The sequence below is a fragment of the Kitasatospora sp. NPDC059648 genome, from assembly GCF_042734825.1.
Taxonomy (GTDB): domain Bacteria; phylum Actinomycetota; class Actinomycetes; order Streptomycetales; family Streptomycetaceae; genus Kitasatospora.
In genome coordinates this window covers 1-25,292 of sequence record NZ_JBHWDU010000105.1, presented here as the reverse complement: position 1 = coordinate 25,292, position 25,292 = coordinate 1, and the positions used below count along the sequence as shown (strand labels likewise).

19 protein-coding genes are annotated in these 25,292 nt (G+C 73.0%); 1 reads left to right on the top strand and 18 read right to left on the bottom strand.

Annotation, left to right across the window (positions count from 1 at the left end; genetic code table 11):
* Positions 1-269: 269 nt before the first annotated feature.
* From ACFV1W_RS36015 to ACFV1W_RS36005, 3 genes are all read right to left on the bottom strand, one after another.
* A complete protein-coding gene (locus ACFV1W_RS36015; RefSeq protein WP_380421486.1) occupies positions 270-2,009 on the bottom strand; it encodes an AIPR family protein in 1,740 nt (579 codons plus the stop codon).
* A gap of 808 nt (positions 2,010-2,817) precedes the next feature.
* Positions 2,818-5,412, bottom strand: coding sequence for a SpoIIE family protein phosphatase (locus tag ACFV1W_RS36010; RefSeq protein WP_380421487.1), 2,595 nt, complete (start codon positions 5,410-5,412; stop codon positions 2,818-2,820).
* 303 nt (positions 5,413-5,715) lie between these two features.
* The gene (locus ACFV1W_RS36005) at positions 5,716-7,071 is read right to left on the bottom strand and encodes a GH1 family beta-glucosidase (RefSeq protein WP_380421485.1); all 1,356 of its coding nucleotides are present in this window, start codon (positions 7,069-7,071) and stop codon (positions 5,716-5,718) included.
* 299 nt (positions 7,072-7,370) lie between these two features.
* Here ACFV1W_RS36005 and ACFV1W_RS36000 point away from each other — a divergent pair, with 299 nt between their 5' ends.
* Positions 7,371-8,039 carry a phosphatase PAP2 family protein gene (locus ACFV1W_RS36000; protein ID WP_380421484.1) on the top strand — a complete coding sequence of 223 codons (669 nt, stop codon included), beginning with the start codon at positions 7,371-7,373 and terminating at the stop codon, positions 8,037-8,039.
* 36 nt (positions 8,040-8,075) lie between these two features.
* Here the strand turns inward: ACFV1W_RS36000 and ACFV1W_RS35995 are convergent, their stop codons facing one another.
* The 15 genes from ACFV1W_RS35995 to ACFV1W_RS35925 form a co-directional block, all read right to left on the bottom strand.
* Positions 8,076-9,401, bottom strand: coding sequence for a glutamate-1-semialdehyde 2,1-aminomutase (locus ACFV1W_RS35995; RefSeq protein WP_380421483.1), 1,326 nt, complete (start codon positions 9,399-9,401; stop codon positions 8,076-8,078).
* 4 nt (positions 9,402-9,405) lie between these two features.
* The gene (locus ACFV1W_RS35990; RefSeq protein WP_380421482.1) at positions 9,406-9,954 is read right to left on the bottom strand and encodes a dTDP-4-dehydrorhamnose 3,5-epimerase family protein; all 549 of its coding nucleotides are present in this window, start codon (positions 9,952-9,954) and stop codon (positions 9,406-9,408) included.
* Positions 9,954-11,153: a polysaccharide pyruvyl transferase family protein gene (locus ACFV1W_RS35985; protein ID WP_380421481.1), complete on the bottom strand. Its 1,200-nt coding sequence runs from the start codon at positions 11,151-11,153 to the stop codon at positions 9,954-9,956. Before ACFV1W_RS35985 ends, ACFV1W_RS35990 begins: the two co-directional genes overlap by 1 nt.
* Positions 11,150-12,097: a glycosyltransferase family 2 protein gene (locus tag ACFV1W_RS35980; protein ID WP_380421480.1), complete on the bottom strand. Its 948-nt coding sequence runs from the start codon at positions 12,095-12,097 to the stop codon at positions 11,150-11,152. Before ACFV1W_RS35980 ends, ACFV1W_RS35985 begins: the two co-directional genes overlap by 4 nt.
* Positions 12,094-13,413 (bottom strand): hypothetical protein, encoded by a 1,320-nt coding sequence (locus ACFV1W_RS35975; protein ID WP_380421479.1) that lies wholly within the window; start codon positions 13,411-13,413, stop codon positions 12,094-12,096. The genes ACFV1W_RS35980 and ACFV1W_RS35975 overlap by 4 nt, the downstream gene beginning before the upstream one ends.
* Positions 13,414-13,418: 5 nt before the next feature.
* The gene (locus ACFV1W_RS35970; RefSeq protein ID WP_380421478.1) at positions 13,419-14,702 is read right to left on the bottom strand and encodes a DUF4910 domain-containing protein; all 1,284 of its coding nucleotides are present in this window, start codon (positions 14,700-14,702) and stop codon (positions 13,419-13,421) included.
* Positions 14,690-15,715: an NAD-dependent epimerase/dehydratase family protein gene (locus ACFV1W_RS35965; RefSeq protein WP_380421477.1), complete on the bottom strand. Its 1,026-nt coding sequence runs from the start codon at positions 15,713-15,715 to the stop codon at positions 14,690-14,692. Before ACFV1W_RS35965 ends, ACFV1W_RS35970 begins: the two co-directional genes overlap by 13 nt.
* Positions 15,716-15,718: 3 nt before the next feature.
* A complete protein-coding gene (locus ACFV1W_RS35960) occupies positions 15,719-16,366 on the bottom strand; it encodes a PIG-L deacetylase family protein (protein ID WP_380421476.1) in 648 nt (215 codons plus the stop codon).
* On the bottom strand, positions 16,363-17,148 hold the full coding sequence (locus tag ACFV1W_RS35955) for a glucose-1-phosphate cytidylyltransferase (RefSeq protein WP_380421475.1): 786 nt from the start codon (positions 17,146-17,148) through the stop codon (positions 16,363-16,365). Before ACFV1W_RS35955 ends, ACFV1W_RS35960 begins: the two co-directional genes overlap by 4 nt.
* Positions 17,145-18,380, bottom strand: coding sequence for a class I SAM-dependent methyltransferase (locus tag ACFV1W_RS35950; RefSeq protein WP_380421474.1), 1,236 nt, complete (start codon positions 18,378-18,380; stop codon positions 17,145-17,147). Before ACFV1W_RS35950 ends, ACFV1W_RS35955 begins: the two co-directional genes overlap by 4 nt.
* A complete protein-coding gene (locus ACFV1W_RS35945; protein WP_380421473.1) occupies positions 18,377-19,651 on the bottom strand; it encodes a glycosyltransferase in 1,275 nt (424 codons plus the stop codon). Before ACFV1W_RS35945 ends, ACFV1W_RS35950 begins: the two co-directional genes overlap by 4 nt.
* A gap of 2 nt (positions 19,652-19,653) precedes the next feature.
* On the bottom strand, positions 19,654-20,925 hold the full coding sequence (locus ACFV1W_RS35940; protein ID WP_380421472.1) for an O-antigen ligase domain-containing protein: 1,272 nt from the start codon (positions 20,923-20,925) through the stop codon (positions 19,654-19,656).
* A 1-nt stretch (position 20,926) separates the two neighbouring features.
* Positions 20,927-22,453, bottom strand: a complete 1,527-nt coding sequence (locus ACFV1W_RS35935) for a right-handed parallel beta-helix repeat-containing protein (RefSeq protein WP_380421471.1) — start codon at positions 22,451-22,453, stop codon at positions 20,927-20,929.
* A 9-nt stretch (positions 22,454-22,462) separates the two neighbouring features.
* Entirely contained in the window at positions 22,463-24,415 is a 1,953-nt protein-coding gene (locus tag ACFV1W_RS35930; protein WP_380421470.1) for an alginate lyase family protein, read from the bottom strand.
* A partial coding sequence (locus ACFV1W_RS35925) for a Gfo/Idh/MocA family protein (protein ID WP_380421469.1) occupies positions 24,412-25,292 on the bottom strand: 881 nt, incomplete at its 5' end. The genes ACFV1W_RS35925 and ACFV1W_RS35930, both read right to left, overlap by 4 nt.

The following is a 25,292-nucleotide window of genomic DNA, read 5'->3' as shown; positions in this document are numbered from 1 at the left end:
TCCGGCCGCAACCGGGCCCGCCTAACCCACCCCCCCCACCCCCCCCCCGCCCACCCCCCCCCCCAACCCCCCCTCCGCACCTCCCCCGGGTGGTGTTAGTCCCACCCGCCTACTACCCACTCCCGACCGGGCCACTGCGCGAAGCGCTTCCGGTGGCCGGCGATCAGGTTCCGGTACCGGGTGCGGGAAGCCCTCGGGGTGCACTTCTGCGTACCGAGGTCGATGTGGACGGGGCCGGCGTCAGGTCGCCTGAAGCGCCTCTCGGACTGTCAGCGGGTGATGTGATAGCGGCTCTGGGAGATCACCGCCTGGCGAAGTCTGGTGGTGAAGTCGGTGCTACGGGCGATTCGGTCGACGCCTCCGGCTTTGTTCTGCCTCAGAGCGGCCTTGAAGGTGCTGTCGAGGGTATTGGCCATGCGCCCCATCAGGTCGCTGTCCAAGTGCGCGAGGTCGACATTGATCAAGTCTCTGTATGTCGGATGGCGCAGGCGGGTCAACGTATGGGCAGACATGGAAGCCATCGGGTAAAGCCAGTTCTCCACCGTCTCACCCAGCAGCGGCCTGTCTTGCGCGTAGTCGGTGAGGAAGCGACGCAAGGCGGAGTGGACGTCCAGGCTCAGCCGGTAAAGGTCCAGGTCGATGCGTGCGGAGAAGATCTTGCTGTAGTGAGCGTCCTCCAGCAGCAGAGACTCGGAGTGCTTGAGAGCCGTATGCGGCTCGCGCAGGACGAATGCCGTGAACTCACGCGCCAGACGCGCCATGCTGACGACCTGGTCGAGCGGAAAGCCGAGGTTGCGGTAGTAGCCTGCGCGCCGCTCGTAGTAGTAGCCGCCGTCATGGGTGAGGCTCTCCTCAATGTCCTTCTGGATCGGCTCGGTCGCGCGTAGTGCACCAGCCGGAAGCTGGGTCTGGCTGTTCGTGGCCCGGATGATGCGGTCGCGCGCGGTGCCGGAGCCTGGCGCCACGACGATCTTGACAAGAAGCGAGCGATCGCGGTGTTGGCCGCCGGACTCGACGTAGCTGTAGACCTCGTGACTCGTCTGCAGACCGTTGACGATCTGCGGCTCCCTGATGACGATCTTCTTGCCAACGATCTGGGCGGCATCCGCGACGACGGTCACCCCATTGTTGAACCACCAGAAGTCCTCACCAGTGGCAGACCTGAGCGTTTCAGAGATCGCCTGGTTGACCACGGTGGAGCCCGCGTAGTCGCGCACGTTGGACTCGAACATCTCAAGGCGCAGAGCCTGATTCTTCGTCGTGATGAAGCGGTAGTACTCGTCCAGCCGGACAAGGCACACGTAGCCCTCGCCCAGCGGAGTTCCCATCGGAGCCTCCGAGAAGACAAGTTCGGCCACCACGTTCGCGCCGCGCGCGGTACGCTCTCGGAGATCAGCGGCGTTCAGGTACTCGATCTTCGCTGACGTACCTGAGGTGATCTTCGCCAGCTCGCTCCGCAGCCGGTCACCCTTGGCCTTCACATTCGGGTGGGGGCCTTCCGAGGCCGTGCACGCATAGATCACCTTCACCGACAATTCCGGGAAGGATGAAGCCGACTCCTCCAAGACGCGAAGGAACCGGCGGGTCCGGTCAAGTAGCTTGGCGTTGGTATGAGCCGTCAGTTCCTCCTCCTCACGCCCCATGTCCAACAGCGTCGGCAGGTGGAAGTGGAGCTTCTCGAACACCGATTCCTGGTATCCGGGGGACGTCTTGGCCTGCAAGATGACAAGGTCGATCTTGCCGGCGCGAGGCGTCAAATAGCGATGAGCATCAGCCGTCACGTACCGACCGTCGACGAAGGACCAGATGCCGTCCACGCCGCAGTCGTGTGCCCCGTCAACGATTCCGTCCGAGATCTCGTCGTTGTCGAGGTCCCACTCTTGCAGCGCCTTGTCCGCGGTGAAGAAGGTGAAGAAGTCTTCCCGGCTCTTGTGGGGCGCGAGTCGCTGACGCTGATCGTCGAGAATGCGGTCCAGTAGACGCTGGTCATTGCTCTGCACGGGTGCCATGCGTGTCCCCTTGGTCAATACACGTGCGAGAAGCGCTCATCCTCCCAGCGTCGATCTCCGAGCACCACCCCTGTGCGGGAACCTCTCCTACAGACCGGTCAATTCGTCACTCTCAACCGATTCACAGGTGGTGATGGCGGGGCGTGAGCCCGCTGACATGCGCCGTGCGCGAAAGTCACAGCCGACACGTGGTCGCCATGTGCACCAGCCTCATGACGCCTCCTGCAGGTGCGGACTGTTGACCAGTGTCGGATAAGTCGCACTCGGACCAGAGATCACTCCTGACGGCGTGGCAGCGAGGTCGAGGAGGACGAGGCCGACCCGGGGCGGTAGCCCTCGACCCGCCGAACAGGCTGTCGTCGTGCTGGCGCCTCATCGCAAGGCTGCAGAGCGCCCCCTCGGTCTGCGGCGGCAGCGTGGTCGTGTCCCCTGAGGTGGTGGAGTGGTCGTAGGCCAACGCTCACGGGCGAGCGCCGCACCGACGTGATGGCCGACAACGCACTCGGTGATGACCGCATACGGTCGGTCATGACATCCGTCGCGACCCAGCCGCCGGCCAGTGGCGAACTGACATCCGATGCGAAAAACCTAAGACCCAGTATTGGTGCGCCGAGCGGCTATGGCATGACTCCCCTGACGTGATCGGAGACGGCGGGACCTGCTGCCTGGCGCGCACGACAACTGGGTGACCGGTCCGGGCGGGCAGTTCGTCTTCCAGGCGACGCGGGCAACGACCTGACCCCGCGGGCAGGACAAGAGGGTGGAGTCCTGCGCGACTGCTCGGGCCCGACCAGCCGGGCGCGCTCGGCTAGAGGTGCTGTTCGGCCCAGATGATCTTGCCCTCGGGTGTGTAGCGGACACCCCAGCGTTCGGCGAGCTGGGCGACGAGGAACAGCCCACGGCCTCCCTCGTCCTCGGCGGCCGCGTAGCGCAGGTGGGGGGCGGTGCTGCCGGAGTCGGAGACCTCGCAGATCAGCGTGCGGTCGTAGAGCAGGCGCACCCTGATCGGTCCGCTCGCGTAGCGGATGGCATTGGTCACGAGTTCGCTGAGCACCAGTTCGGTGACGAAACCGGCCTCGTCCAGGCCCCACTCGGCGAGCTGTCCGGCGGCGTCGGCGCGGGCCCGGGCCACGGCTGCGGGAGTCGGGCTCACCTCCCACTCGGCGATCCGATCCGGCTCCAGCACGCGGGTTCGGGCGACGAGGAGGACGATGTCGTCCGCCTGCCGACCGGGCAGCAGGGCCGACAGCACGGCGTCGCAGATCTCCTGCGGCGACCGGTCGGGGTGGGCCAGGGTGGTGCTGAGGACGTCCAGACCGACGCCGATGTCGCGGGTGCGGTCCTCGATGAGGCCGTCGGTGAAGAGGACCAGGCTGCTGCCCGGCGGCAGGCGCACCTCCGTGGCTTCGAAGGGCATCCCGCCCAGGCCGAGCGGCGGGCCGGCGGGGAGACCGAGGACCTCCACGGTGCCGTCCGGGTGGACGAGGGCGGGCGGTGGATGGCCCGCCCGGGCCAGGGCACAGACCCCGGTGGTCGGGTCGTAGACGGCGTAGAGGCAGGTGGCGCCGGTGATCGAGAGTTGCCCCTCGGCCTCGGCCGTCTCCTGGTCGATGTGGGCGACCAGTTCGTCCAGGTGTCCGAGGAGCTCGTCCGGCGGCAGATCCAGGGTGGAGAAGTTCTGGACCGCGGTGCGCAGGCGGCCCATGGTCGCGGCCGCGTGCAGTCCGTGGCCGACCACGTCGCCGACGACGAGCGCGACCCGGGTCCCGGACAACGGGATGACGTCGAACCAGTCGCCGCCGACCCCTGCTTGGGCGGGCAGGTAGCGGTAGTCGAGGTCGAGGGCGCTCTGCTCGGGCAACGCGCGCGGCAACAGGCTGTGCTGCAGGGTGACTGCCATCGCGTGCTCGCGCGTGAAGCGGCGGGCGTTGTCGACGGACACGGCGGCTCGGGCGGCCAGCTCCTCGGCCAGGGACTCGTCCTCCTCCTCGAACGGGCCCCTGTCCCGGCTGCGCCAGAAACAGGCCACGCCCATCAGCACACCCCGCGCCGTCAGGGGAACGGCGATCATCGACGCCAGGCCGAACTCCAGCACCGCCTGCGTGCGCTCGGCATCCTGCCTGCGCCACCCGGCGTCGGCCGCCAGCTCGGGGACCAGCGCGGCCCGCCCGCTGACCACGCCCGCCGCCTGCGGGGTGCCCCCGGCCCACGTGATCAGCTCCCCCTGGGGGTACAGCGGCGAATCGTCCCGGACGCCCGTGACCGCCACCCGTCGCAGGACGATCGGGGCCCCGTCCGTCAGGATCCGCGGTTCCTCGCCACGCAGGACCTCTTCGGCGAGGTCGACGGTGGCGTAGTCGCAGAAGTCCCGGGCGGCCATCTGGGCGAGTTCCTCCGCGGTGCGCCGGACGTCCAGCGTGGTTCCGATGGCCACGCTCGCGTCGTACAGGAGCTTGAGCCGGCTTCGGGCGACCTCGGCCTTCCCCGCGAGGGCGAGCAGCTCGGTGGAGTCACGCAGGGTGGTGACGCTCCCGGGCGGGCCTCCCCCACTGTCGGTGGGGCGGTTGTTGACAGCCAGCAGGCGGTCGCCGACGGGGACCACCTCGTCGGTGACGGCACGGCCGGAGGTCAGCAGTTCGGTCGTACGGGGGTCGAGGCCGAGGTCGGCGACGGCGCGCCCCTCCGCATCCGCGGGCAGGTCGAGCAGCCGGCGCGCTTCGTCGTTGGCGAGCAGGATCCGGCCGTCACCGCTGACGATGGCCACGCCCTCGCGCACGGCGTGCAGGACCGCATCGTGGTGCTCGTACATCCGGGTCATCTCTTCCGGCCCCAAGCCACGGGTCTGGCGCAGGAGACGCCTGCCCACCAGCGCCGTTCCGGTGGTGGCCAGGCCGAGCGCGACGGCGCCGGCACCCAGCACGACCGGCAGCTGACGGTCGATCGCGCTGCTCACGTTGGCGACCTTCATCCCGGAGGACACGATGCCCACGACCGCGCCATGGGCGTCCTCCACCGGGACCACCACCTGGTACTCCTCGCCGAGCGGGCCGTGCACCTGCTCGACGGTGACCCGGCCCTGCAGCGACGGCCCGATGGTGCCGACGAACTTCTTGCCGATCTGCTCCGGCTCGGGGTGGGTGAAACGGATGCCGTTCCGGTCGGTCACCACGATGAAGTCGACCTGGGCGTCCTTGCGGGCCGCCTCGGTCAACGGCTGGAGCACCGCGCTGGGATTGGGGCCCTGCATCGCCGCGACCAGGCCGGGGCTGTGGGCGAACGCCTCGGCCGCCGCGAGCGAGCGGTCACGCGCTGCCGCGAACCGGTCACTACGGGACTGGACCAGCAGCGCGACGACCGCCGCGACCACGAGCAACAGCACGATCACCACCTGCAGGACGAACATCTGGCCGGCGACGCTGCGGATGCCCATCACCGACCGCAGACGCCGCACGGACGGCTCCGGCGGGATCGGGCGTGGATGCCGCCGCCTCCGGCGGCCGCCCGATCGGCCCGGAGGCCGGGGAGAGGAGCCCGTGTCCTTCGCCATACACCCATGATCCCGCCAGGAGCGCGAAACGACCGGGCGCCGCGTCCGACCGTCGGACACTGAAAGGTGCGACGACCCGCGCATCGCCGGTCACGTCCGTCGTCGCGCCTCGCAATTCGATCGCATTCCCCCACTCGTCGCCCGCTTCACAAAAAACTATTACCCGCCAGTAGCACTCGCGGGCCGGATCCGGTGGGCGGCGATGAGGTCGCGGTACCAGGCGTAGGAGGCCTTCGGGGTGCGCTTCTGCGTCGCGAAGTCGACGTGGACGAGGCCGAAGCGCTGACGGAACAGCCCCTCCGCCCACTCGAAGTTGTCGAGGAGGGACCAGGTGTAGTAGCCGCGGATGTCGACGCCCTCGGCGGCGGCCCGGGCGACGGCGTCGAGGTGGGCGGAGAGGTAGTCGATGCGGGGCTGGTCGGGGTCGGTGGATTCGGTGACGGAGCAGCCGTTCTCGGTGATGGTGACGGGCGGGAGGGCCTTGCCGTAGACGTCGCGGAGGCCGAGGAGGAGTTGGCGGAGGGCGTCGGGGACGACGGGCCAGCCGAAGGCGGTGTGGGGGACGTCGGGGAAGTCGACGAGCTCGAAGGGCAGGCCCGGGGCGGTGGGCGCGGCGACGCGGGTGGGGTTGTAGAAGTTGAGGCCGAGGCCGTCGAGGCCGGGGGCGTGGATGAGGTCGAGGTCGCCGTCGCGCACGGCGCCGTAGATGTCGTCGGGAACGCCGAGGGCGCGGAGGTCGGGGTAGCGGCCGAGGAGGACGGGGTCGGTGAACAGGCGGTTGTGGAGGGCGTCGTAGGCCGCGGCGGCGGCCGCGTCCTCGGCCGAGGGAGAGGCCGGCTCGACGGGGGTGAGGTTGTTGGAGAGCATCACCTCCAGGCGGCGTTCGTGGAGCACGGACGCCGCCAGGCCGTGGGCGAGGAGCTGGTGGTGGGCGGCGGGGAGGGCCTCGAACATCAGGGTGCGGCCGGGGGCGTGGGTGCCGAGGGCGTAGCCGTAGACGGTGTGGACGAAGGGCTCGTTGAGGGTGATCCAGGCGGGCACGCGGTCGCCGAGCCGGTCGGCGACGATCGCGGCGTACTCGGCGAAGCGGTAGGCGGTGTCGCGGTCGAGCCAGCCGCCGCGGTCTTCGAGGGCCTGCGGGAGGTCCCAGTGGAAGAGGGTCGGCAGCGGGGTGATGCCCGCCTCCAGCAGCGCGTCGACGAGGCGGTCGTAGAAGGCGAGTCCGGCTGGGTTGACGGCGCCCGCGCCCGCGGGCAGGACGCGGGGCCAGGCGACGGAGAAGCGGTAGCCGTCCAGCCCGAGGCCCTTCATCAGGGCGATGTCCTCGGGGTACCGGTGGTAGTGGTCGCAGGCCACCGCCCCCGTGTGCCCGTCGCGGACAGCGCCGGGCCGGGCGCAGAAGGTGTCCCAGACGGAGGGGCCGCGGCCGTCCTCGTCGACCGCCCCCTCGATCTGGTAGGCGGCGGTGGCGGCACCCCAGCGGAACCCCGACGGCAGGTCGTAACGGTCCGGCATGGCAGCCTCCTGACGAAAACGCGAGGATCACTCATGTTAGCGGCGCCGCGCCGAAGCACCAGGGGGCACGGTGAACCGACGGCGCCCCCTCCCCCCGCCGGTGGTAGGCCAGTCGTCGCTGAACCGCTCGCCCTTCCCCGCCTTCTCGACCGGCGGCGTGGGCGGCGCGAACCGCTCGCCGTGGGCGGCGGCGAGCGCGCGCCCGTGCCGCGGAGCCCGGCAGGCCGCCCTCGTAGCCGTTGATGTGCCGCAGGACGCCACCCGTCCACGCGGGGAAGCCGATCAGGATAGGTTGAGGCATGGCGCAGACATCCCTGCCGGCGGGGCCGGCGCCCGCGGTACTGCCTCCGGCGCTGCGCGGGTGGCTCGGGCCGGTCGCGGGCTTGGCCGCGTCGGTGGTCGCCCTGCTCGGGTTCCGGTACGGCGGCGAGGGTGAGCCCGGATCCCTGGACGCGCGGATCGGGGCGGCGGTGGGCGGGGTTCGCCCGCCGTGGCGGTCCGTGGCGCTGATCCTGGACTCGCTGGGGGAACCGGTGCTCGCCACGGCGCTGGTCGTGGCCGTCACGACGGGCTGCCTGTTGCTGCGACGCCCTCGTGCGGCGGTGTTCACCGTCGCCGCGATCGGCCTGACCGTCGGAGCGGCGACGCTGCTCAAACACCTGGTGGGGCGCACCATCCACGGCGAGAACCTGTCCTACCCGAGCGGGCACACCGCCTTCGCGACCGCGCTCGCCCTCGTGCCGGCGCTGCTCGCGGTCGGCACCCGGAGCCGGTACGGCCCGAGGCTCGCGCTCGCACCCGCCGCGGCGCTGGCGGCCGGAGCCGCCATGGGCTGGGCGCAGGTCGCGCTCGGCGCGCACTACCCGACCGACGCCCTCGCCGGCTGGTGCACCGCACTGGCGGTGGTGCCGGCGACGGCGTGGCTGGTCGACCGGGCGGCCGACGCCAGCCGGCGGGAGCGCCGCTGACGTCGGCCCGCCCACATCACGGCACTCGACGACCCGTCAGGCCAGGCGACGGAAGACCGGCTTCACCGGGCGGCCGCCCAGCCAGGGGGTGGGGTCACCGGCGTCCAGGGCCTTGCGGTACACGGCGCACGCCCCCGCCACCACCTCGACCGTGTGGTCGATGTCGGCCTCGTCGAGCGCGCTGCTCACCACGAACGACGGCGCCAGCACCCCGCCCGCCAGCAGCTGGCGCAGGAACAGGGTGCGGTACTCCTGGGAGGGCTGTCCGTCGGCGTCGAGGGTGGCGAACACCAGGTTGCTGGCCCGGCCCCGGACCACGACGTGATCGGCGACGCCCGTGCCGGCGGCGGCCTCGCGGACCCCGGCCGCCAACCGCTCGCCGAGGGCGTGCAGCCGAGCGGTGATGCCCTCCTCCAGGTAGGTGGTCTGCACGGCCATCGCGGCGGCCAGCGCGTGGGTCTCCGCACCGTGCGTGGTGGACAGCAGGAACACCCGGTCGCCGTCCCCGCGCAGCCCGCCGCGCTCCATCAGGTCGCGGCGCCCGGCCAACGCGGAGACGGCGAAGCCGTTGCCCAGTGCCTTGCCGAAGGTGGAGAGGTCGGGGACGACGCCGTAGAGGCCCTGGGCGCCGGCCTCGGACCAGCGCAGGCCCGTGATCATCTCGTCGAAGACCAGAACGCAGCCGTGCCGGTCGGCGAGTTCGCGCAGGCCGGCGAGGTAACCGGGGGCGGGCTCGGTGTGGCCGGCGGGTTCGAGGACCAGGCAGGCGACATCGCCCCGGTGGCGGGTGAGCAGTTCCTCGGTCGCGGCCAGGTCCCCGTAGGGGAACGAGACGGTGAGGTCCGTGATCGCCGAGGGGATGCCGGCGTCCATGGGGGTGGTGCCGATGAACCAGTCGTCGACGGAGAAGAACGGGTGGTCCGCGCAGACGGCCACCCGGGAACGGCCGGTGACGGCGCGGGCAAGGCGCACGGCGGCGGTGGTGACGTCGGAGCCGTTCTTGGCGAACTTCACCATCTCGGCGGTCGGCACCGTGGCCAGGAAGCGTTCCGCGGCGTCGACCTCCACGACGGACGGCCGGACGAAGTTGCTGCCGCGGTCGAGCTCGCGGCGCACCGCCTCGACCACGCGCGGGTGGGCGTGGCCGAGGCTGACCGACCGCAGGCCGGAGCCGTACTCGACGTAGCGGTTGCCGTCCACGTCCCACACGTGGGCGCCGCGGCCGTGGCTGATGACGGGGGCGAGGTGCTCGGGGTACTGGTCGTCGCCCTTGGCGTAGGTGTGCGCACCGCCGGGGACCACGGCGTGCAGCCGCTCGTTGGCCGCCCGGGACTTGGGGAGCTGGAAGTCTTCAACGGCCATGGGGTCAGTTCTCCTCGGAACGCAGGGCCCCGGCGAGGCTCGGCGCCTCCCGGTCCCGCTTGGACATCGACACGGGCGGCAGCGGCCAGGCGATGGCGAGCTCCGGGTCGTCGAAGGCGATCGTCACGTCCTCGGCCGGGTCGTGCGGGCGGTCGATCCGGTACGAGACGTCGGCGTCGGTCAGCGCCTGGAATCCGTGCGCGCACCCCGCCGGGATGTAGACGCTGGCCTGCGTCTCGCCGGAGAGTTCGAAGGTGGCCACGTTGCGGTAGGTCGGCGAGTCCGGGCGCAGGTCCACGACCACGTCGAACACCTCCCCGTGCGAGCAGCGCACGATCTTGGCCTCCCCGGCGCCGGAGCGCAGGTGCATGCCGCGCAGGACGCCCCGCACCGAGCGGGAGACGCTGTGCTGCACGAAGGCGTCGGGGTCGAGCCCCACGGAGCGGAGCACCTCGGCGTCGAAGGTGCGGCAGAAGAAGCCGCGCTCGTCGGCGTACGGGGTCGGGGTGAACAGGTAGGCGCCGGCGATCGCCGGGACTTCGGTGACCTTCATCAGGGGTCCTTGGGCGAGTTCGGGAAGAGGGCCGCGGTCAGGGCGGTGAACTGGTGGTCGAGCCGGTGGGTGACGGCGAGGTTGCGTTCGGCGAGGGTCTGCCGGAGCTCCGCCGACCGCTTCTCCAGCTCCCGGAACTGCTCGATCAGTCGGTCGGCGTCGACCTCGCGCGCCGGGTGGCAGTACGCGCCCAGGCCCATCTCGGCCATCAGTGCGTCGCTCTTGGCCGCATAGCTGAGGGCGAGCGTCGGGGTACCGGCCTTCAGCGCGCAGACCAGGTTGTGGTACCTGGTCGCCACCACGGCGTCGGCGGCGGCCGTCTCCTCCATCAGCTCGGCCAGCGAGGCCGCCGGGGAGGCGGTGACCAGCGGGGAGCCGACCACCTCGATGATCGCGTCGACCACCGCGGCGTCGGCGCCGTCGCCGGTGAGCAGCCGCACCTGCCGGCCGTCCTCGGCCAGCGCGCGGACGAAGCGGGTCGTGCCGTCCAGGTAGCGCCGATGGATCTGCTCGGCCCGGGCGCGGTCGTCGTTGCCGCCGTGGAAGTCCATGACGCCCACGCAGACCCGGCCGCCCGGAACGGCCGCGGCAGGCGGGGCCGGCAGGGAGAAGGCGAGGTCCGGGTGGACCTCGTCCCGCGCGGTGTCCACGCCCATCGCCCGCATCGCCTCGCGGGACAGCTCGTCCCGGTAGGAGCGGTACGCGGCCAGCCGGGCCGACCACCGAACGAGCGCCCGGGTGGCCCGGTCGCGGATCGGGGCGGCGCCGACGCCGACCAGTGCGACCCTGGTGCCGACCAGCCGCCCGGAGGCGCAGAGCAGGAACAGCGCGTACGGGAAGCCCCAGGGCCGCAGCGGCAGCGTGGCCTCGAGGACGCCCATGCCCGGCACGATCACCACCTCGTGCCGGCGCACCCAGGCGGCGGTGCGCACCACGTCGACGAGCTTGCCCAGGCCCTTGCCGAGGATCGCGCCCGCCCGGGAGGCGGTCCGGTACTCGCCGCGGTACCAGTGCAGCCGGGTCGCGGGGATCCGGTACCGGGCCGTGACGACCTCCGGCCCGCCGCACAGCGCGTCCACGGCCGCCTCCGGGTGCTCGGCGCGCAGGTAGCCGAGCACGGCCTCCAGCGACCCGTCGTTGCCGAGGTTGCCGGAGCCGAGCAGGCCGAACACCCCGACGCGGGACGGGGGCTGCTTCATGCCCGCCGCCCCTCGCGTCCGGCCACCAGGGCGTCGACGGAGACGGCCAGCTCGGTGGGCACGACCGGGGCGCGGTCCTCGACCCGCTCGCCGGCGCCCGGCCGCGCCCGGCTGGTCATCCAGGAGGCCAGGTGGCGGTAGCAGGCGAGCCGGTCCCTCGGGGACAGCGGCGCCCGCCGGATCGCCTCGACGAAGCCCCAGACGTACTCGACGAGCAGACGGGGCGTGGGGTGCAGCGGGCCGGCCCGGCGCGGGTCCAGGTTGACGCACCGGGAGCGCTTGGAGGGGTTGGCCCGCTCGGCGCGGGTGGGGTGGTCGCGGCGGAAGTACATCAGCTCGGGCACCTGGTGGAAGGGCCCGTGCAGGCCGATCTCGGTGACGAAGGTGCGGTCCGCGTGGTGGTAGCTGTCGTGCGGCTTCACCCGGCGCAGCACGTCGGCCCGCATCACCCCGTAGAAGTCGTCGCCGCCGGGCTCGAACAGCAGGCTGCGGAAGCGCTCGGGCGCGTGCGGCGAGTCGGTGGCGAGCCCGTACTCGTAGGGGACCTTCACCCAGCCGTCGCCGTCGATGACCGCCTGGCCGGAGTGGGCGAGGATCACCTCCGGCCGCTCGTCCAGCGCCTCCACGCAGCGCCGCAGCAGGTCCCGGGCGTACAGGTCGTCGTGCGAGGCCCACTTGAACAGCTCGCCGCGGCACTGGGTGAACACGTAGTTGTGGTTGGGCGCGGCGCCGACGTTGACGGGCAGCCGGAGGTAGCGGATGCGCGAGTCCTGCTTGGCGTACGTGCGGCAGATGTCCTGGGTGCGGTCGGTCGAGGCGTTGTCGGAGATGACCAGCTCGAAGTCCTCGTAGGTCTGGCCGAGCAGGGCGTCCAGCGACTCGGCGAGGTACTCCTCGCCGTTGTAGACGGGCAGGCCGATGCTCAACCGGGGAACGGCGGTCACGGTGTCCTCACTTCGGGGAGGGGTTCGGGGTGGCGTTCGCGCAGGGCGGTCCGCAGTTGCAGCCACCACACGGCCGAGCCGCAGGAGGTCGCGGCGGCGACGCCCCAGGCCGAGCCGACGGTGCCGGCCGCGGCCGCCCCGCCGAGCCCGCCGCCGAGGTAGCAGGCGGAGGCGAACAGTTGGCAGCGCAGGCTGCGCCGGGCGGCGGCGAGGGCGCGCAGCCCGGCCGCCGCGCCGCTGCCGAGGCCGGCGCCGGCGACGCCGAGGGTGGCCGGGACGATGAGCCGGGAGGCGGAGTGCCAGACGTCGCCGAGGACGAGCTCGCCGGCCCGGTCCGGCATCAGCAGCAGCGCCGCGCCCCACAGCAGCGCGGCGGCGGCCTGTCCGCCGCCGAGCAGGAGGCAGAACCGGCCGAGCCGGTGCGGTGACCGTCGCAGCACCCGGGCCGCCTCGGCCACGGTGACCAGCGACAGCCCCATCAGCAGGGCGAGGAACGGGCCTTGCAGGAGTTCGGCGCCCCGGACGGCGCCGACCGCGCCGACCCCGGCGATCGCGCCGAGCCCGTACGCCCGGAGCTGGCCGGCCCCGCTGAGGCTGACGTTCTCGGCCAGGTACCGGGAGCCGAGGTCGCGTTGTTCGCGCAGCCATCCGCGGGCCTCGGTCACCCGGGGCCGGACGCCGCACTGGAGGAAGCCGTATCCGGCGGCGGCCGCGGCGGCGGCACCCCAGGCCAGCAGGAAGGCGGCCACGGTGCCGGCCCGGGCAGCCACCACCATGGCCGGGACGAGCGCGGCGCCCTGGACGAGGTCGTTGGTGCAGGCCTTCCGCCCGGTGCCGGCGGCGAAGAACGCGAAGCGCCGGGAGTCCTGGAGCAGCAGTGCCGGAAGGGCGACGCCGAGGCAGGCGAACGCGGGCCCCACCTCGCCGCCGATGCCGAGCCCGACCAGCAGGCAGACGGCCCCGAGCGTGCCGCCGACGGCGAGCGCGGTTCCCGAGGACCGGGCGGCCGCCGCGCGCCAGGCGGCCTCCGGCACGCCGCTGAACCGCACCATGAGCGGGTCGGTGGCGAGCCCGCGGGAGACGTTGAGCACCACGCCGTAGGTCAGCCAGGCCAGGCCGAACACCCCGAAGGCGTGCACCCCCAACTCGCGGGCGACGTAGATGCCCACCGCGAAGTTGATCATGCTGGTGACCGCTTGGTCGGCCAGCCCCCAGGACACCCGCCCGAGGACGCCGCTTGCGGCGGGCCGCCCGCTCTCCCCGGCCGGTTCGGTGGACCCGGCCGGGGTCGTCGTCCGCACCTCCTCGGTGGTCATCGGCGTCACGCCTTGATCAGTCCGGCGCCCCGGAGGGCGTCGGCCGCGACGGCGACCGTGTCGAAGGGCAGCCCGGACCGCTCGGCGACGTCCAGCAGGCTGTGCCGGCCGTCGGAGAGGCTGAGCACCCAGAGCATGGCCGTCTGCGCCTCCTTGGCGTCACTGCGCCCGCCGAGCGGGTCGTACAGCCCGCGCCGGCCCAACTGCGGTTCGCCGTACGGGCTGAGGTTGAGGTAGCTGCGGTTGCGGTCGAGCAGGGCGAAGGCCTCGCGGCAGACCGCGAGGGTGTCCGCCAGCGCCTCCGGCTTGACGAAGTCCGGGTTGTCCGCCGAGGTGTGGTACTCGGGGTACCCGGCGTACGGGGTGCGGCTGAGCGAGCCGACCCCGAGGTCGAAGCCGGGCGAGCAGTACTGCCGCTCGTCGTAGCCGTACGGGGTGAACTCGGTGATGCGGTGCGGGCGTTCGGAGGTACGCAGGACGTGCCGCAGCACCCGGTCGATCTCCGCGTCGCCGCGCCTGCTCTGCTTGTACGTCAGCTGTCCCTCGTCCCCGGCGCAGGCCAGCACCAGCCCGTGCTTGACCCGCTCCACCCGCTCCGCGTTGCGGGCCAGCCAGGTGATCGCCCCGATGGTGCCCGGCGCGAAGACGAACCGGTAGGTGTACCACGGGCCGCGCCGCGCCAGCTCCCGCGCCAGGAAGGTCGCCACGGCGATGCCCGCCAGGTTGTCGTTGGCCAGCGACGGGTGGCAGACGTGGCAGGAGACGATCACCTCGTCGGCGACCTGCCCGGGGACGACGTGCTCGGCGTAGGTGAGGTGGCCGTCCGCGAGCGTGGAGTCGATGCGCACCTCGTAGTCGCCGTCCGGCAGTGCGTCCAGGGTCTCCTGGGCCAGGCAGAACCCCCAGTCGGCCGTGTAGTAGCTGGTCCGGTACGGCACCCAGCTCGGGTGGTCCGGCAGGGTGTGGAGGTGTCCGCGCAGTTCGGCCAGCGGCATGGTGGCCGCCACCGGCACGCTGTAGCCGAGCACGTGCAGGCTGGACGCGGCGAAGTCGACGACCCGGTTCCCGGCGGCGTCGGCGATGTAGGCGTCCCGGATGTTCCACTCCTGCGGCACCGTCCAGTCGAGCACCTGCGTCCCGGTCGGCACCTCGTGCACCCGCAGCGGGAGGTACTCGCCGACGATCTCCAGGGTGGCGCGCACCCCGTCGCCGGTGATGCTCCGGCAGAGCGGGTACAGCCGCTGCACCAGCGCGTGCATCTCCTCGCCGACGGTGGTCACCGGCGCCACCGCAGGGTGTCGTCGACGGCGCCGGCCTCGGTGGCCCTGCGCAGCACGGCCAGCCGGGTGTAGCGGCGGTCGAAGTCCTCCTTGGTCAGGGCGAACTTCCGGTAGGCGTCGGCGAGTTCGACGGCGCCCCGGTTGACCGTCCACTCGCAGTCGAAGCCGGGGACCGCGGCCCGGAAGCGCGAGAAGTCCACCCGGTACGAGCGGGGGTCGGCGCCGGCCTCCCCGGTGATCCGCACCTTCGAGCCCTCCACCGCCTCGGCGACCTGCTCGGCGATCTCGGCCACCGTGACGTTGTTGACCTCGCTGCCGATGTTGAACGCCCGGTCGTGCACCGCCTCGCGGGGCGCGACCAGCGCCGCCGCGAAGGCCCGGGCGATGTCGGCGGCGTGCACCAGCGGGCGCCAGGGGGTGCCGTCGGAGAGCACCAGCACCTCGCCGGAGAGCAGGGCGTGGCCCACCAGGTTGTTCAGCACGATGTCGGCGCGCAACCGGGGCGAGTAGCCGAAGGCGGTGGCGTTGCGCAGGTACACCGGGGTGAAGTCGCCGTCGGCCAGCTCGTGCAGGTCGTCCTCGACGCGCACCTTGGACTCCGCGTACGGCGTCACCGGCCGCAGCGGCGCGTCCTCACCCACCAGCTCGTCGCCGCCGGCGGCGCCGTAGACCGAGCAGGTGGAGGCGTACAGGAAGCGCTTCACCCCGGCCTCGCGGGCCAGTTCGGCGAGCCGCACCGAGGCGTGGTGGTTGATGTCGTAGGTGAGGTCCGGCGCCAGCGAGCCCAGCGGGTCGTTGGAGAGCGCGGCCAGGTGGATCACGGCGTCCACCCCCGCCACGTCCTCGGCGGTGACGTCGCGCAGGTCCACCCGGCGCCCGGGCGGGTCGGCGGGGGCGGGGCCGAGGACGCAGTCCGCGAACAGGCCGGCGTCCAGGCCGACGACCTCGTGGCCGGCCCCGGCGAGGACGGGGGCCATCACCGTGCCCAGGTAGCCCTGGTGTCCGGTCAGCAGTACGCGCAAGGGTCAGCCCTCCAGGTCGAGAGTGAGTTTGGTGGCGGCGAAGGCCTCGGCGTAGCGCGCGTGGCATTCGATGCCGCGGATCCGCGCCAGCCCGAGGAAGGCCTCCCGGTCGTACCAGGGGCGGTGGCGCTGCGAGGGGTAGTGCTCCTGCAGCAGCCGTGCCTTCCGTTCGGCGGTCTCGGCGGACAGTGGCTGGTAGGCCGTCGGACGGCCGAGGTCGGCGTCCCACTTGACGATCTCGTAGCCGAGCACCAGGTGGTCGCGGAAGGCGGTGGTCATCAGCTCCGCCAGTCCGCGGTGGTCCTGGTGCGCGTCCTCGGTGCGCGGGGCGAGCACCAGGTCCGGCTCGCACCGCGCCCGCAGCTCCTCCACCGCGGCCTTGGCCTCGTCCCAGTGGGCGGGCAGTCGCCCGTCGGGCAGCTTGAGGACGGTCAGGCGCAGGTCGGCACCGGGGCAGAAGGCGGCGAGCGCGGCCCGCTCCTCCTGCTCCCGCTCGCTGCCGCCGCCGGAGAGCACCAGCGCGTCGACCCGCAGGCCCGGCCTCGCGAGGCACATCGTCAGCAGGGTGCCGCCGGCGCCGATGGCGAGGTCGTCGCAGTGCGCACCCACGGCGACGATGCCGTTCAGGCGCCCGGACCGGAGCCGGATCACGCCGCGCCCTCCCGCTCCCAGACCGCCCACGGGCGGTCGCCGTGGGCGTAGGCGGCGTCCAGGGCGGCCCGCTCCTTCACGGTGTCGGTCGGCTTCCAGAAGCCGCGATGCCGGTGGGCCACCAGCCGTCCGCGCTTGGCGAGTTGGGTGCAGCCGTCGGCCACCAGGTCGCCGTTCTCCGGGATGTGGTCGAAGATCTCCTGACGGAGCACGAAGTACCCGCCGTTCTCCCACAGCGGCATGTCGCTGACCGCGGTGATGCCCCCGACCAGGCCGTCCTCGCCGAGGTCCACGCAGTGGAAGGAGGACTGCGGCGGCACCACCATCATCGAGGCGCCGGCGTCGCGCTCGGCGAACCGGTCGATCATCTCCGGCAGCGGGGCGTCGGTCAGCACGTCGGCGTAGTTGGCGAGGAACATCTCGTCGCCGTCCAGGTGGTGGCGCACCCGGCGCAGCCGCTCCCCGATCGGCGACTCGATGCCGGTCTGCGCGAAGGTGATGGTCCAGGAGGCGATGTCGGTGGACAACAGCTCGGTTCGGCCGCCCCGCAGCACGAAGTCGTTGGACGCGGTCTCCTCGTAGTTGAGGAAGAAGTCCTTGATGTGGTGGGCCCCGTAGCCGAGGCAGAGGATGAACTCGGTGTGCCCGTAGTAGGCGTAGTAGCGCATCACGTGCCAGATCAGCGGCCGGGGCCCGACCATCGCCATCGGCTTGGGCACGTCGTCCGACGCCCCGCTGCGCATCCGCAGCCCGTAACCGCCGCAGAACAGGACGACCTTCACGGCTTCACCTCCACGATGCTGAGTTCCGGGACGGGGAAGACCAGGCGGCCGCCCCACTCGTGGACGAAGGACAGCTGCTCGACCAGCTCCGCCCGCAGGTTCCACGGGAGGACCAGGACGTAGTCCGGGCGGTCGGTGGCGATCCGCTCGGGGGCCAGGATCGGGATGCGGGTGCCGGGGGTGAACCGGCCGTGCTTGTAGGGGTTGCGGTCGACGGTGTACGGGAGCAGGTCGGGCCGGATGCCGCAGTGGTTGAGCAGGGTGTTGCCCTTGCCCGGGGCGCCGTAGCCGACGACCGTCTCGCCGCGCTCGGCCGCGTCGATGAGGAAGCGCAGGAGGTCGCGGCGCACCTTGGCCACCCGGGCGGAGAACTCGGTGTACCCGGACAGTTCCTGGAGCCCGGCGGCCTTCTCCCGGTCCAGCACCTCGGCCACCCGGCGGCTCGGCTCGCCGGTTGCCCCGGCCGGGCGGGCCCAGAGCCGGACGGAGCCGCCGTGGGTGGGGAGCAACTCGACGTCCACCAGGGTGAGTCCGCCGCTCGCCAGCGCCCGGGCTGCGGAGGCGACCGTGTAGTACTGGAAGTGCTCGTGGTAGATGGTGTCGTACTGGTTCTCCTCGATGAGGGTCAGCAGGTGCTGCACCTCGATGGAGACCCAGCCGTCGTCGGCGACCAGGGCGCGCAGCCCCCGGGTGAACCCGACCACGTCGGGGATGTGGGCGTACACGTTGTTGGCCACCACCAGGTCCGCCGGGCCGTGTTCGGCGCGGACGGCCTTGCCGGTGTCCGGGGAGAGGAACTCGGTGAGCGTGGGCACGCCCGCCTCCCGGGCCGCGGCGCCGACGTTCACCGACGGCTCGACGCCGAGGCAGCGGATCCCCCGGTCCACCACGTGCTTCAGCAGGTAGCCGTCGTTGCTGGCGACCTCGACCACGAAGGCGTCCGGGCCCAGGCCCAGCCGCCGCACGGCGCCGTCGACGAAGGTGCGGGCGTGCTCCACCCAGGAGGTCGAGTAGGAGGAGTAGTACGCGTACTGGGTGAAGGTCTCCTCCGGCGTGATCAGCGGGGGGAGCTGTGCGAGCCAGCAGTCGGTGCAGACCCGCAGGTGCAGCGGGTACGCCGGTTCCGGCCGGTCGAGTTCGTCGGCGGCGAGGAAGCTCTCGCACGGCGGGGTCGCCCCCAGGTCGACGACGCTCGCCAGCGCCGCCGAGCCGCAGAGTCGGCATCGTGTCATGTGGTGCCCCCAATCCCGCCCGCGCGGAATCCCCGTCGCGGGCCAGCGTTCGTGTTCCCTGGCGGCGGCGCGCCGTCCGCGCCGCCGGACCGACCCGCGATCGCGGAGCGGTATCCCTCCACCAGTCGCTCCAGCCCGACGGCCGGGCTGAACCCCTGTTCGTAACGGCGCCGGGCCGCCCGGCCCAGTTCCCGGTTGCGGTCCGGCTCCGCCGTGATCCGGCGGATGGCGGACGCCAGCGAGGCCGCCTCGCCCGGCCGGTGCAGCAGCCCGGTCACCCCGTCCTCGACGAGTTCCACGAAGGCGCCGTGACCGGCGGCGACGACCGGCACCCCGGCCGCCATCGCCTCCACGACCACCAGGCCGAACGCCTCCAGCCAGGTCGAGGGCGCCAGCACGGCGACCGCCCGCGCGACGGCCTCCCGGCACCGGGCCGGGTCGTACAGCCCCGCGTGGCGCACGTCGTCCCGGCCCGCCGCCCAGGCGGCCACCTCCCGCTCCAGCGGCCCGGCGCCGGCGACCACCAGCGGCACGCCCACCCCGCCGTCCGCGGCGAGCCGGTCCCACGCGGCCATCAGCAGCCGCACGCCCTTGGCCTCCGCGAGCCGGCCGAGGTAGAGCAGGTGCTCCCCGGCGCCGGTGCGGCCGACGCCCGGCTCCGGGACGAAGTTGTGCTTCACCGCCAGCCGTTCGGACGGCAGCCCGGCCCGCACCAGGACGTCGCGCTGCGCCGCGGAGATGCAGAAGAACCGTTCCACCCCGGACCACCAGCGCCGCCGGTTGACCGCGAGGCTCACCGCGAGCGGCACCGTCGCCAGCCGGGAGCCGCGGTAGCAGCCGTGCCGGACGGCGGGCAGCGGTGAGCCCCCGACGCACTCGGTGCACGGCCGGCCGTCCCGCTGGAGCGTGCCCGGCGGGCAGATCTGGGTGTAGTTGTGCAGGGTGGCGACGGCGGGCACCCCGGCGTCGGCGCAGGCGGCCAGCACCGCGGGCGACAGCAGCGGGAAGACGTTGTGGACGTGCACCACGTCCGGCCGCTCGGCCCGCAGCCGGGCGGCGAGTTCGGCGCGCACCGCCGGGTTCCACGGCACCAGCAGCGGCACCGCGGCCTTGCCCGGCAGGGACCGGGCGGCGATGTCGTCGCTGCGCCGCTCGAACACCTCGGCCCGGTGGCCGGCCTCGCGCAGCAGCGCCACCTCCTGGTCGACGACCTTGTTCTCCCCGCTCGGCTGCGCCGAGCCGTAGCGATTGTGCACCACGAGGACGTGCATGGTCAGACCACCTCTTCGGGCGTCGGCTCTTCGGGCGTCGGCAGGAGAGCGGCGGGGGCGGCCAGCAGCGAGGCGGCCACGGTCAGGTGCAGCAGGTACGGCGAGGCGTCGCCGAGCCCGGCCTCGGTGTACGAGGCGATCGCGCAGTAGCTGACCAGGAAGATCGCGCAGGCCCGGGAGAGCGACGGCGGCCGCAGCAGGGCGACGCCGCCCAGCGTGAGGAAGACCGCCGCCACGACGGCGGTGCCGGTCAGGCCCTGCTCGTTGTAGACGGCCAGCCAGCTGTTGTCGATCGGCAGCCCGCCGAAGGACTTGTCGCCCAGGCCCGTGCCGAACAGCTGCTCCAGGGTCGTGCGGGGCGCCGCCAGCAGGGCGTCCCAGACCTTGGCCCGGCCGGTGAGGTTGGAGAAGTTCTCCTGGCTCTGCCCGCGCAGGAACCACGCCTCCAGCAGGGAGCTCAGCCCGACCGCGGCGGCGGTGGCGCACAGCACCGCCCAGCCGAAGAACCTGCGGGCGGCGGCGCTGGTCAGGACGAGCGAGCCGATCGCCAGCGCCAGTCCGACGAGGAGGCCGAGGGTGGCCGTGCGGGTGTGGGTCAGCGCGAGCAGCACCAGGGACGGCACGATGATCACCGCCGCGCTGAACCCGGTGGTCCGGCGGCCCAGCAGGAGCAGCACGGCCAGGCCGACGACCACCGCGGCGTACTGGCCGATCTGCGGCGGGGTGAGCGGCCACAGCGCGCCGACCAGCCGCCCGCCGTAGAGCTCGGGCATGGCCGCGCCCGGGGAGACGACCAGGCCGGCGGCCACCGACAGGAGCACCACGGAGTACATCCGGATGTGGTGGCGGACGAACGTCGGTCCGCCGTCCCACCAGCGGCTGAGCAGCCACAGCGTGCCGACGAAGAGCGCCAGCCGGAAGCAGCGGAAGAGTGCGCCGAACCCGGACTCCAGATGGGCGCTGGAGACCACGCTCAGCACCAGCAGCAGGGTGAGCAGGCACAGGAAGGCGCTGGCCCGCACGCGCAACCGCGGGTTGAGGACGAGCGCCAGCGTGAACGCGGTGACCAGCGCCCCCATGGTCGCCATCTGGATGAGGGAGCGGGGCAGCGGGATGACGGTCACCGCCCCGGCGGAGCCCAGGGTGTTGAGGATCAGCAGCCCCCAGATCAGCTCGACGGTCCGGGGCGGGCCGGCCGGGCGCGGCGCGGCGCCGGGCCCCGGCTGCCGCCCGGTGTCCTCGGCCGGCCCTCGGCGGGTCAGCTCCCGGCCCATCTCAACCACCCGCCCGGGGCCGGAAGGTGCTGCCCGCGTCCTGCTGGTAGGGCCGGCCCTGCCACTGCCCGAAGTCGAGCGCGCGGCTCGGGTCGTGGGCGACGAAGCTCCACGGCCCGAGGTAGCTGTTGTCGTGCCAGCGGTTCTGCTGCCCGCCGGTGATCGCCTCGGCCACCGGTTCCCCCTTGTACGGCGACCAGTCCGGATAGGTGCCGTAGTTGGCCAGCACCGCCATCCGGCCGCACTTGACCGCGCAGCCGACGACGGACGGGTCGAGTTCGAAGCGGTTGTCGTGGATGTCGACCCGCTGGGTCTTCCACCGGCAGTCGCCGTACAGCGGCGGGGCGGCGATCGTCGGCTGGGAGCAGCTGCCGGTCTTCTTCACCAGCAGGGTGCAGTCGCCGGAGGAGGTGTTGGCCGGGCTGTTGCAGAACCGGTCGGCGTTCTCCCACAGGGTGATCCCGGACCAGTTGTCCTCCAGCACGTTCCGGTAGACCTCGATCCTGTCCGTGCGGGCCGGGATCCGCGGTTCGCCGCCGGACTCGGACAGGTAGACCGTCGCGTACGGGAAGTCGTCGCCGCGGTCGGCGGCGTTGCGGCCCTCGACCCAGTCGTTGCGCCGGACCGTGTTGTTCCTGATGACCGCGTTGTAGCTGGTCTCGTAGATCAGCGCGGCGCCGTCGTTGGCCTCCAGCACGTTGTCCTCGATGCGGAAGTCGTTGTTGTTGGTGTCCGCCCACAGCCCCGGGCCGCGGTTGTCGTGCACCCAGTTGCCGCGCACGTCGGCGCCGTTGACGGCCCAGAACTTGGCGCCGCCGGTGCAGCCGCAGCCCGGCTGCCGCCGCTCCCACTGGTCGGTGTCGTTGCCGGTGATCTCGTTGCCCTCGACCAGCAGGTCGCTGACCGGGGCACCGGACTTGTACGCGTTGATGCCGTACTGGCCGTTGCCGCGCAGGCAGTTGGCGCGGACCCGCTGGTGGGCGCCGGCCATCAGCCCGGCGCCGGAGTTGTCCTGGATCGTGGCGTGCTCGATCACCCACCCGTCGGCGGAGTCGTGGTTGACCACGCCCTCGTTCTGCGGGGCGACGAAGCCCTGGACGGTCAGGTAGCGGACGGCGACGTCGGTGGCAGCGCCGCTGAACGCGTACTCGTTGGTCCTCCGGCCGTCGAGCACGGCACCAGGCGCGCCGAGGTAGCTGTCGCCCTCCTTGGGGACGACCTGGGCGTACCGGTCCGAGTCGAGTGTGTGGGTCCCCGGCCGGAGCCAGAAGGTGGTGTGCGGGGGGCTGCTCCTGGTCTTCGCCGCGAGGTCGCCGACCACCGCGGGGTCGACCGTCACCGCGCCGGCCGGCGCCTGCGCCGGACCGGCCCCCGGGTCGGCACACACCCGGGCGACGGCCGCCGACCCGGTCGGCCCGGCGGTCGGCTCCGGCGGGGCGTCGGAGCCGCTCGTGCAGCCGGTCGCCGTCAGCAGGGCGAGCGTCAGCAGCGCCGCCGACGCCCCCGGGTGCCGCCTCGTGTTCCCCACCCCCTCCCCCTAGCCCCGGAACCCGAGGACGGTGGTGAACCGCTGGGTGCCGTCGGCGAAGCCGGTGCCGACCAGCGTGGTGGCGGGTTCCCGGCGTCCGAAGCCGGCGGAGTACCAGCCCAGCGGCGGGTCCGTCTCGCCGCGGTGCGCCCGCCAGGACAGCTGCCGGGGCAGGTCGAGCACGGCGGAGCGGTCCTCGCCGTCCCTGGTCCAGGCCAGCACGGCCCGGTCGCCCGTCAGGTCCGCGGTGACGGCCGGGCCGAGATGGAACGCCAGGCGCACGGCCCGGCGCGGGCCGCGCAGTTCGTCGGCCACCCGCAGCTCGCGGCTCGCCGTGTGCAGCTCGACCCGGCGGCGGTGCACCGACGGGCGGTACCCGTCGTGCTCGGCGCACCAGCGGGCCACCCCGGGGTCGGAGGCGTCCGCGACCAGGACGCGGGTGCGGGCGTGGCGGGTCCACAGGAAGGGGCCGCCGGAGAGGGACTGGTCCGCGCCGTCCGCCTCCAGGGTGTTGTGGCCGAGGGTCGAGCGGAAGTAGCGCCGCCACTCGGGCTGCCCGTGGTAGCAGTACGTCCCCGGGTCCGCGAGCACGTCGACCCCGTCGTGCCGGACCTCCAGGGACAGCGCGTCGGCGTGGGCGTGCGCGGCGATGGACAGGAAGCCGTGCGGGCCTCCGTCACAGCGGCACCAGATCCCCCCCGGGCCGCGCAGGATGGTCATCCCGGCGTCGGGGAAGTGCACCGGCCGGCTCGCCGGGCGGGCCACGGCCGTGCTCCGCCCGTACGGCCGGATCAGCGCGGCCAGCAGTGGGGTGCGCACATCGGCGGCGGTCACCTCCGGCCACCAGGCGAGGCGGCCGGACACGGCGTCCCCGGTGGCCAGCAGCGAGGCCCAGCGGTCGGTGCCCTCGCCGTCCAGGACCAGCCCGTGCCCGTCGTCCGCGTCCCCCTGGCGCGGCGGCCGCAGCCGGTCGTCCACGACGGCCGCGAGCGCGTCGGTCATCCGCAGCAGCACCAGCCGGACGGTCGCGGGGACGAGCACGGCGGCGGCGTCCGCCTCGGCCAGCGCGGCCAGGCCGAGTTCCAGGACGAGTCCGTGGTACTCGGTGGCCAGCTCGCGGTTGAGGCCGGAGCGGAAGGTGTTGGCGCGCAGGTGCCGCTCCAGCGAGCGCAGCGCGCCGGAGCGCCAGCGCGCCGAGGAGGGGAACCACCCGAAGGCACAGGCCGCGGCGAACTGCCCGGCGGCCTCGGCGATGACGTGGTTGTTCGCCGAGGACCCGCGGCTGGGGAGGGCGGCCAGCCAGCGCTGGTGGTGCCAGATCTGGTCCAGCGCCACCGGGTTGCCCTCGAACAGGGCGGCCGCGCCCGGCCAGCCGTCGAGCAGCCGCCGGGTCCACACCCAGGACAGCAGGCGGATGCCCAGCTCGATGCCGCTGGTCCAGTGCACCCCGCGCAGCGGCGGATTGGCCGCCCACCAGGACCGCAGGTGCTCGGCCACGCGCTCGGCGTAGCGCTCGTCGCCGGTGAGCGCGAAGGCGGCGGCGAGCACGGTCAGGTGCTGGTGCCGGGACGGCTCCCAGATCTGCTTGATGTCGCCGACCGCGTCCTCGTCGCGGTACGGCACGTCGAAGGCGTACCCGGCCGGGGCCCGGCGCCCGGTCCTCGGGTCGCGGAACCAGTCCGGGGCGACCAGGTCGTCGCGCTCCACCCCGAAGAACTCGGCGTGCCCGTCCATCAGCCGGTCCGCCTCGGCGAGCAGGCGCTTGGCGGCCTCCGGCGGCACCGCGGCGAGCGCCCCGGCGGGCAGGACGGCGGTGAACCGGGCGCCGGGGGCGCCCGGGCCGTGCGGCGGCACGGACGACCGCCACCGCCACCGGCGCACCGCGTCGGCGACCCGGCCGCCGACCTCCAGTGGTCCCATCCGGGACAGCCGCCGCAGGTACCAGCCCGCGCCCGTCGTCACAGCGACCTCGCCAGGTCCACCGGCGCGCCGCCGACCAGGGCGGCCTGCACCGCGAGGGTGGCCGCCGTGGTGGCGACCAGCGACTCCAGCGGCACCGGCATCGGGCCCCCGGTACGCACGGCCCTGACGAACGAGGCCAGTTCGGCGGACTGGCCCTTGTCCCGCGCCTTGGGAAGCCGCGAGCTGACCCACCGCTTGCGCCTGGCCGTGCTGCCGAAATGCACCGAGGCGCGGACGAAGTCGTCGAGCTTCAGCACCTTGCCGTCCGCGAGCAGGTCCAGCGTCTCCTTGGGGAAGCCGGGCGCGCCGGCGGTGACGTAGCTGAGAGTGGCGGTGGAGCCGTCGGGGTAGCGCAGCACGATCTGGAGGTCCTCGTTGCCGGAGGGGGCGACCGCGTACACCGAGACCGGATCGGCCCCCAGCAGCCAGCTCGCGGTGTCGATGAAGTGCCCGCCCTCACCGGCGAACCGCGAGCCCTCGGTGCCCTGTCGGAGGTACCAGCTGCCGTGCTGCAGCCGGCCCGCGTTGACCAGGTAGCGCAGGCTCGCCGGGCCGGTGCGGGCGCCGAAGCGGGCCTTGGCCTCGCGCAGCAGCGGCGCGAACCGGCGGTTGAAGCCCACCTGCAGGCGGTCGTTGCCGGACTCCTCCACCGCCGCGAGCACACCGGCCAGTTCGTCCTCGGTGAGGGCCAGCGGCTTCTCCACGAACACCGTCTTTCCGGCCAGCAGCGCCCGGCGGGTCAGTTCGGCGTGCGAGCTGTGCCGGGTGACCACGAACACCGCGTCGATCGCCCCGTCACCGAGGACGGCGTCGAGGTCGGTGGTCGCCGCGGCGAAGCCGAACTTCCGCTGGGCGTTGGCCGCGGACAGCGCGGTCG

What these genes read in the sequence shown, in the direction of transcription:
- ACFV1W_RS35990 (WP_380421482.1), bottom strand. Translation starts at nt 9,954, where the DNA reads ATGAAGGTCACCGAAGTCCCGGCGATCGCCGGCGCCTACCTGTTCACC.
- ACFV1W_RS35940 (WP_380421472.1), bottom strand. Translation starts at nt 20,925, where the DNA reads ATGGGCCGGGAGCTGACCCGCCGAGGGCCGGCCGAGGACACCGGGCGG.
- ACFV1W_RS35985 (WP_380421481.1), bottom strand. Translation starts at nt 11,153, where the DNA reads ATGAAGCAGCCCCCGTCCCGCGTCGGGGTGTTCGGCCTGCTCGGCTCC.
- ACFV1W_RS35995 (WP_380421483.1), bottom strand. Translation starts at nt 9,401, where the DNA reads ATGGCCGTTGAAGACTTCCAGCTCCCCAAGTCCCGGGCGGCCAACGAG.
- ACFV1W_RS36015 (WP_380421486.1), bottom strand. Translation starts at nt 2,009, where the DNA reads ATGGCACCCGTGCAGAGCAATGACCAGCGTCTACTGGACCGCATTCTC.
- ACFV1W_RS36000 (WP_380421484.1), top strand. Translation starts at nt 7,371, where the DNA reads ATGGCGCAGACATCCCTGCCGGCGGGGCCGGCGCCCGCGGTACTGCCT.
- ACFV1W_RS36010 (WP_380421487.1), bottom strand. Translation starts at nt 5,412, where the DNA reads ATGTTCGTCCTGCAGGTGGTGATCGTGCTGTTGCTCGTGGTCGCGGCG.
- ACFV1W_RS36005 (WP_380421485.1), bottom strand. Translation starts at nt 7,071, where the DNA reads ATGCCGGACCGTTACGACCTGCCGTCGGGGTTCCGCTGGGGTGCCGCC.
- ACFV1W_RS35950 (WP_380421474.1), bottom strand. Translation starts at nt 18,380, where the DNA reads ATGACACGATGCCGACTCTGCGGCTCGGCGGCGCTGGCGAGCGTCGTC.
- ACFV1W_RS35975 (WP_380421479.1), bottom strand. Translation starts at nt 13,413, where the DNA reads ATGACCACCGAGGAGGTGCGGACGACGACCCCGGCCGGGTCCACCGAA.
- ACFV1W_RS35945 (WP_380421473.1), bottom strand. Translation starts at nt 19,651, where the DNA reads ATGCACGTCCTCGTGGTGCACAATCGCTACGGCTCGGCGCAGCCGAGC.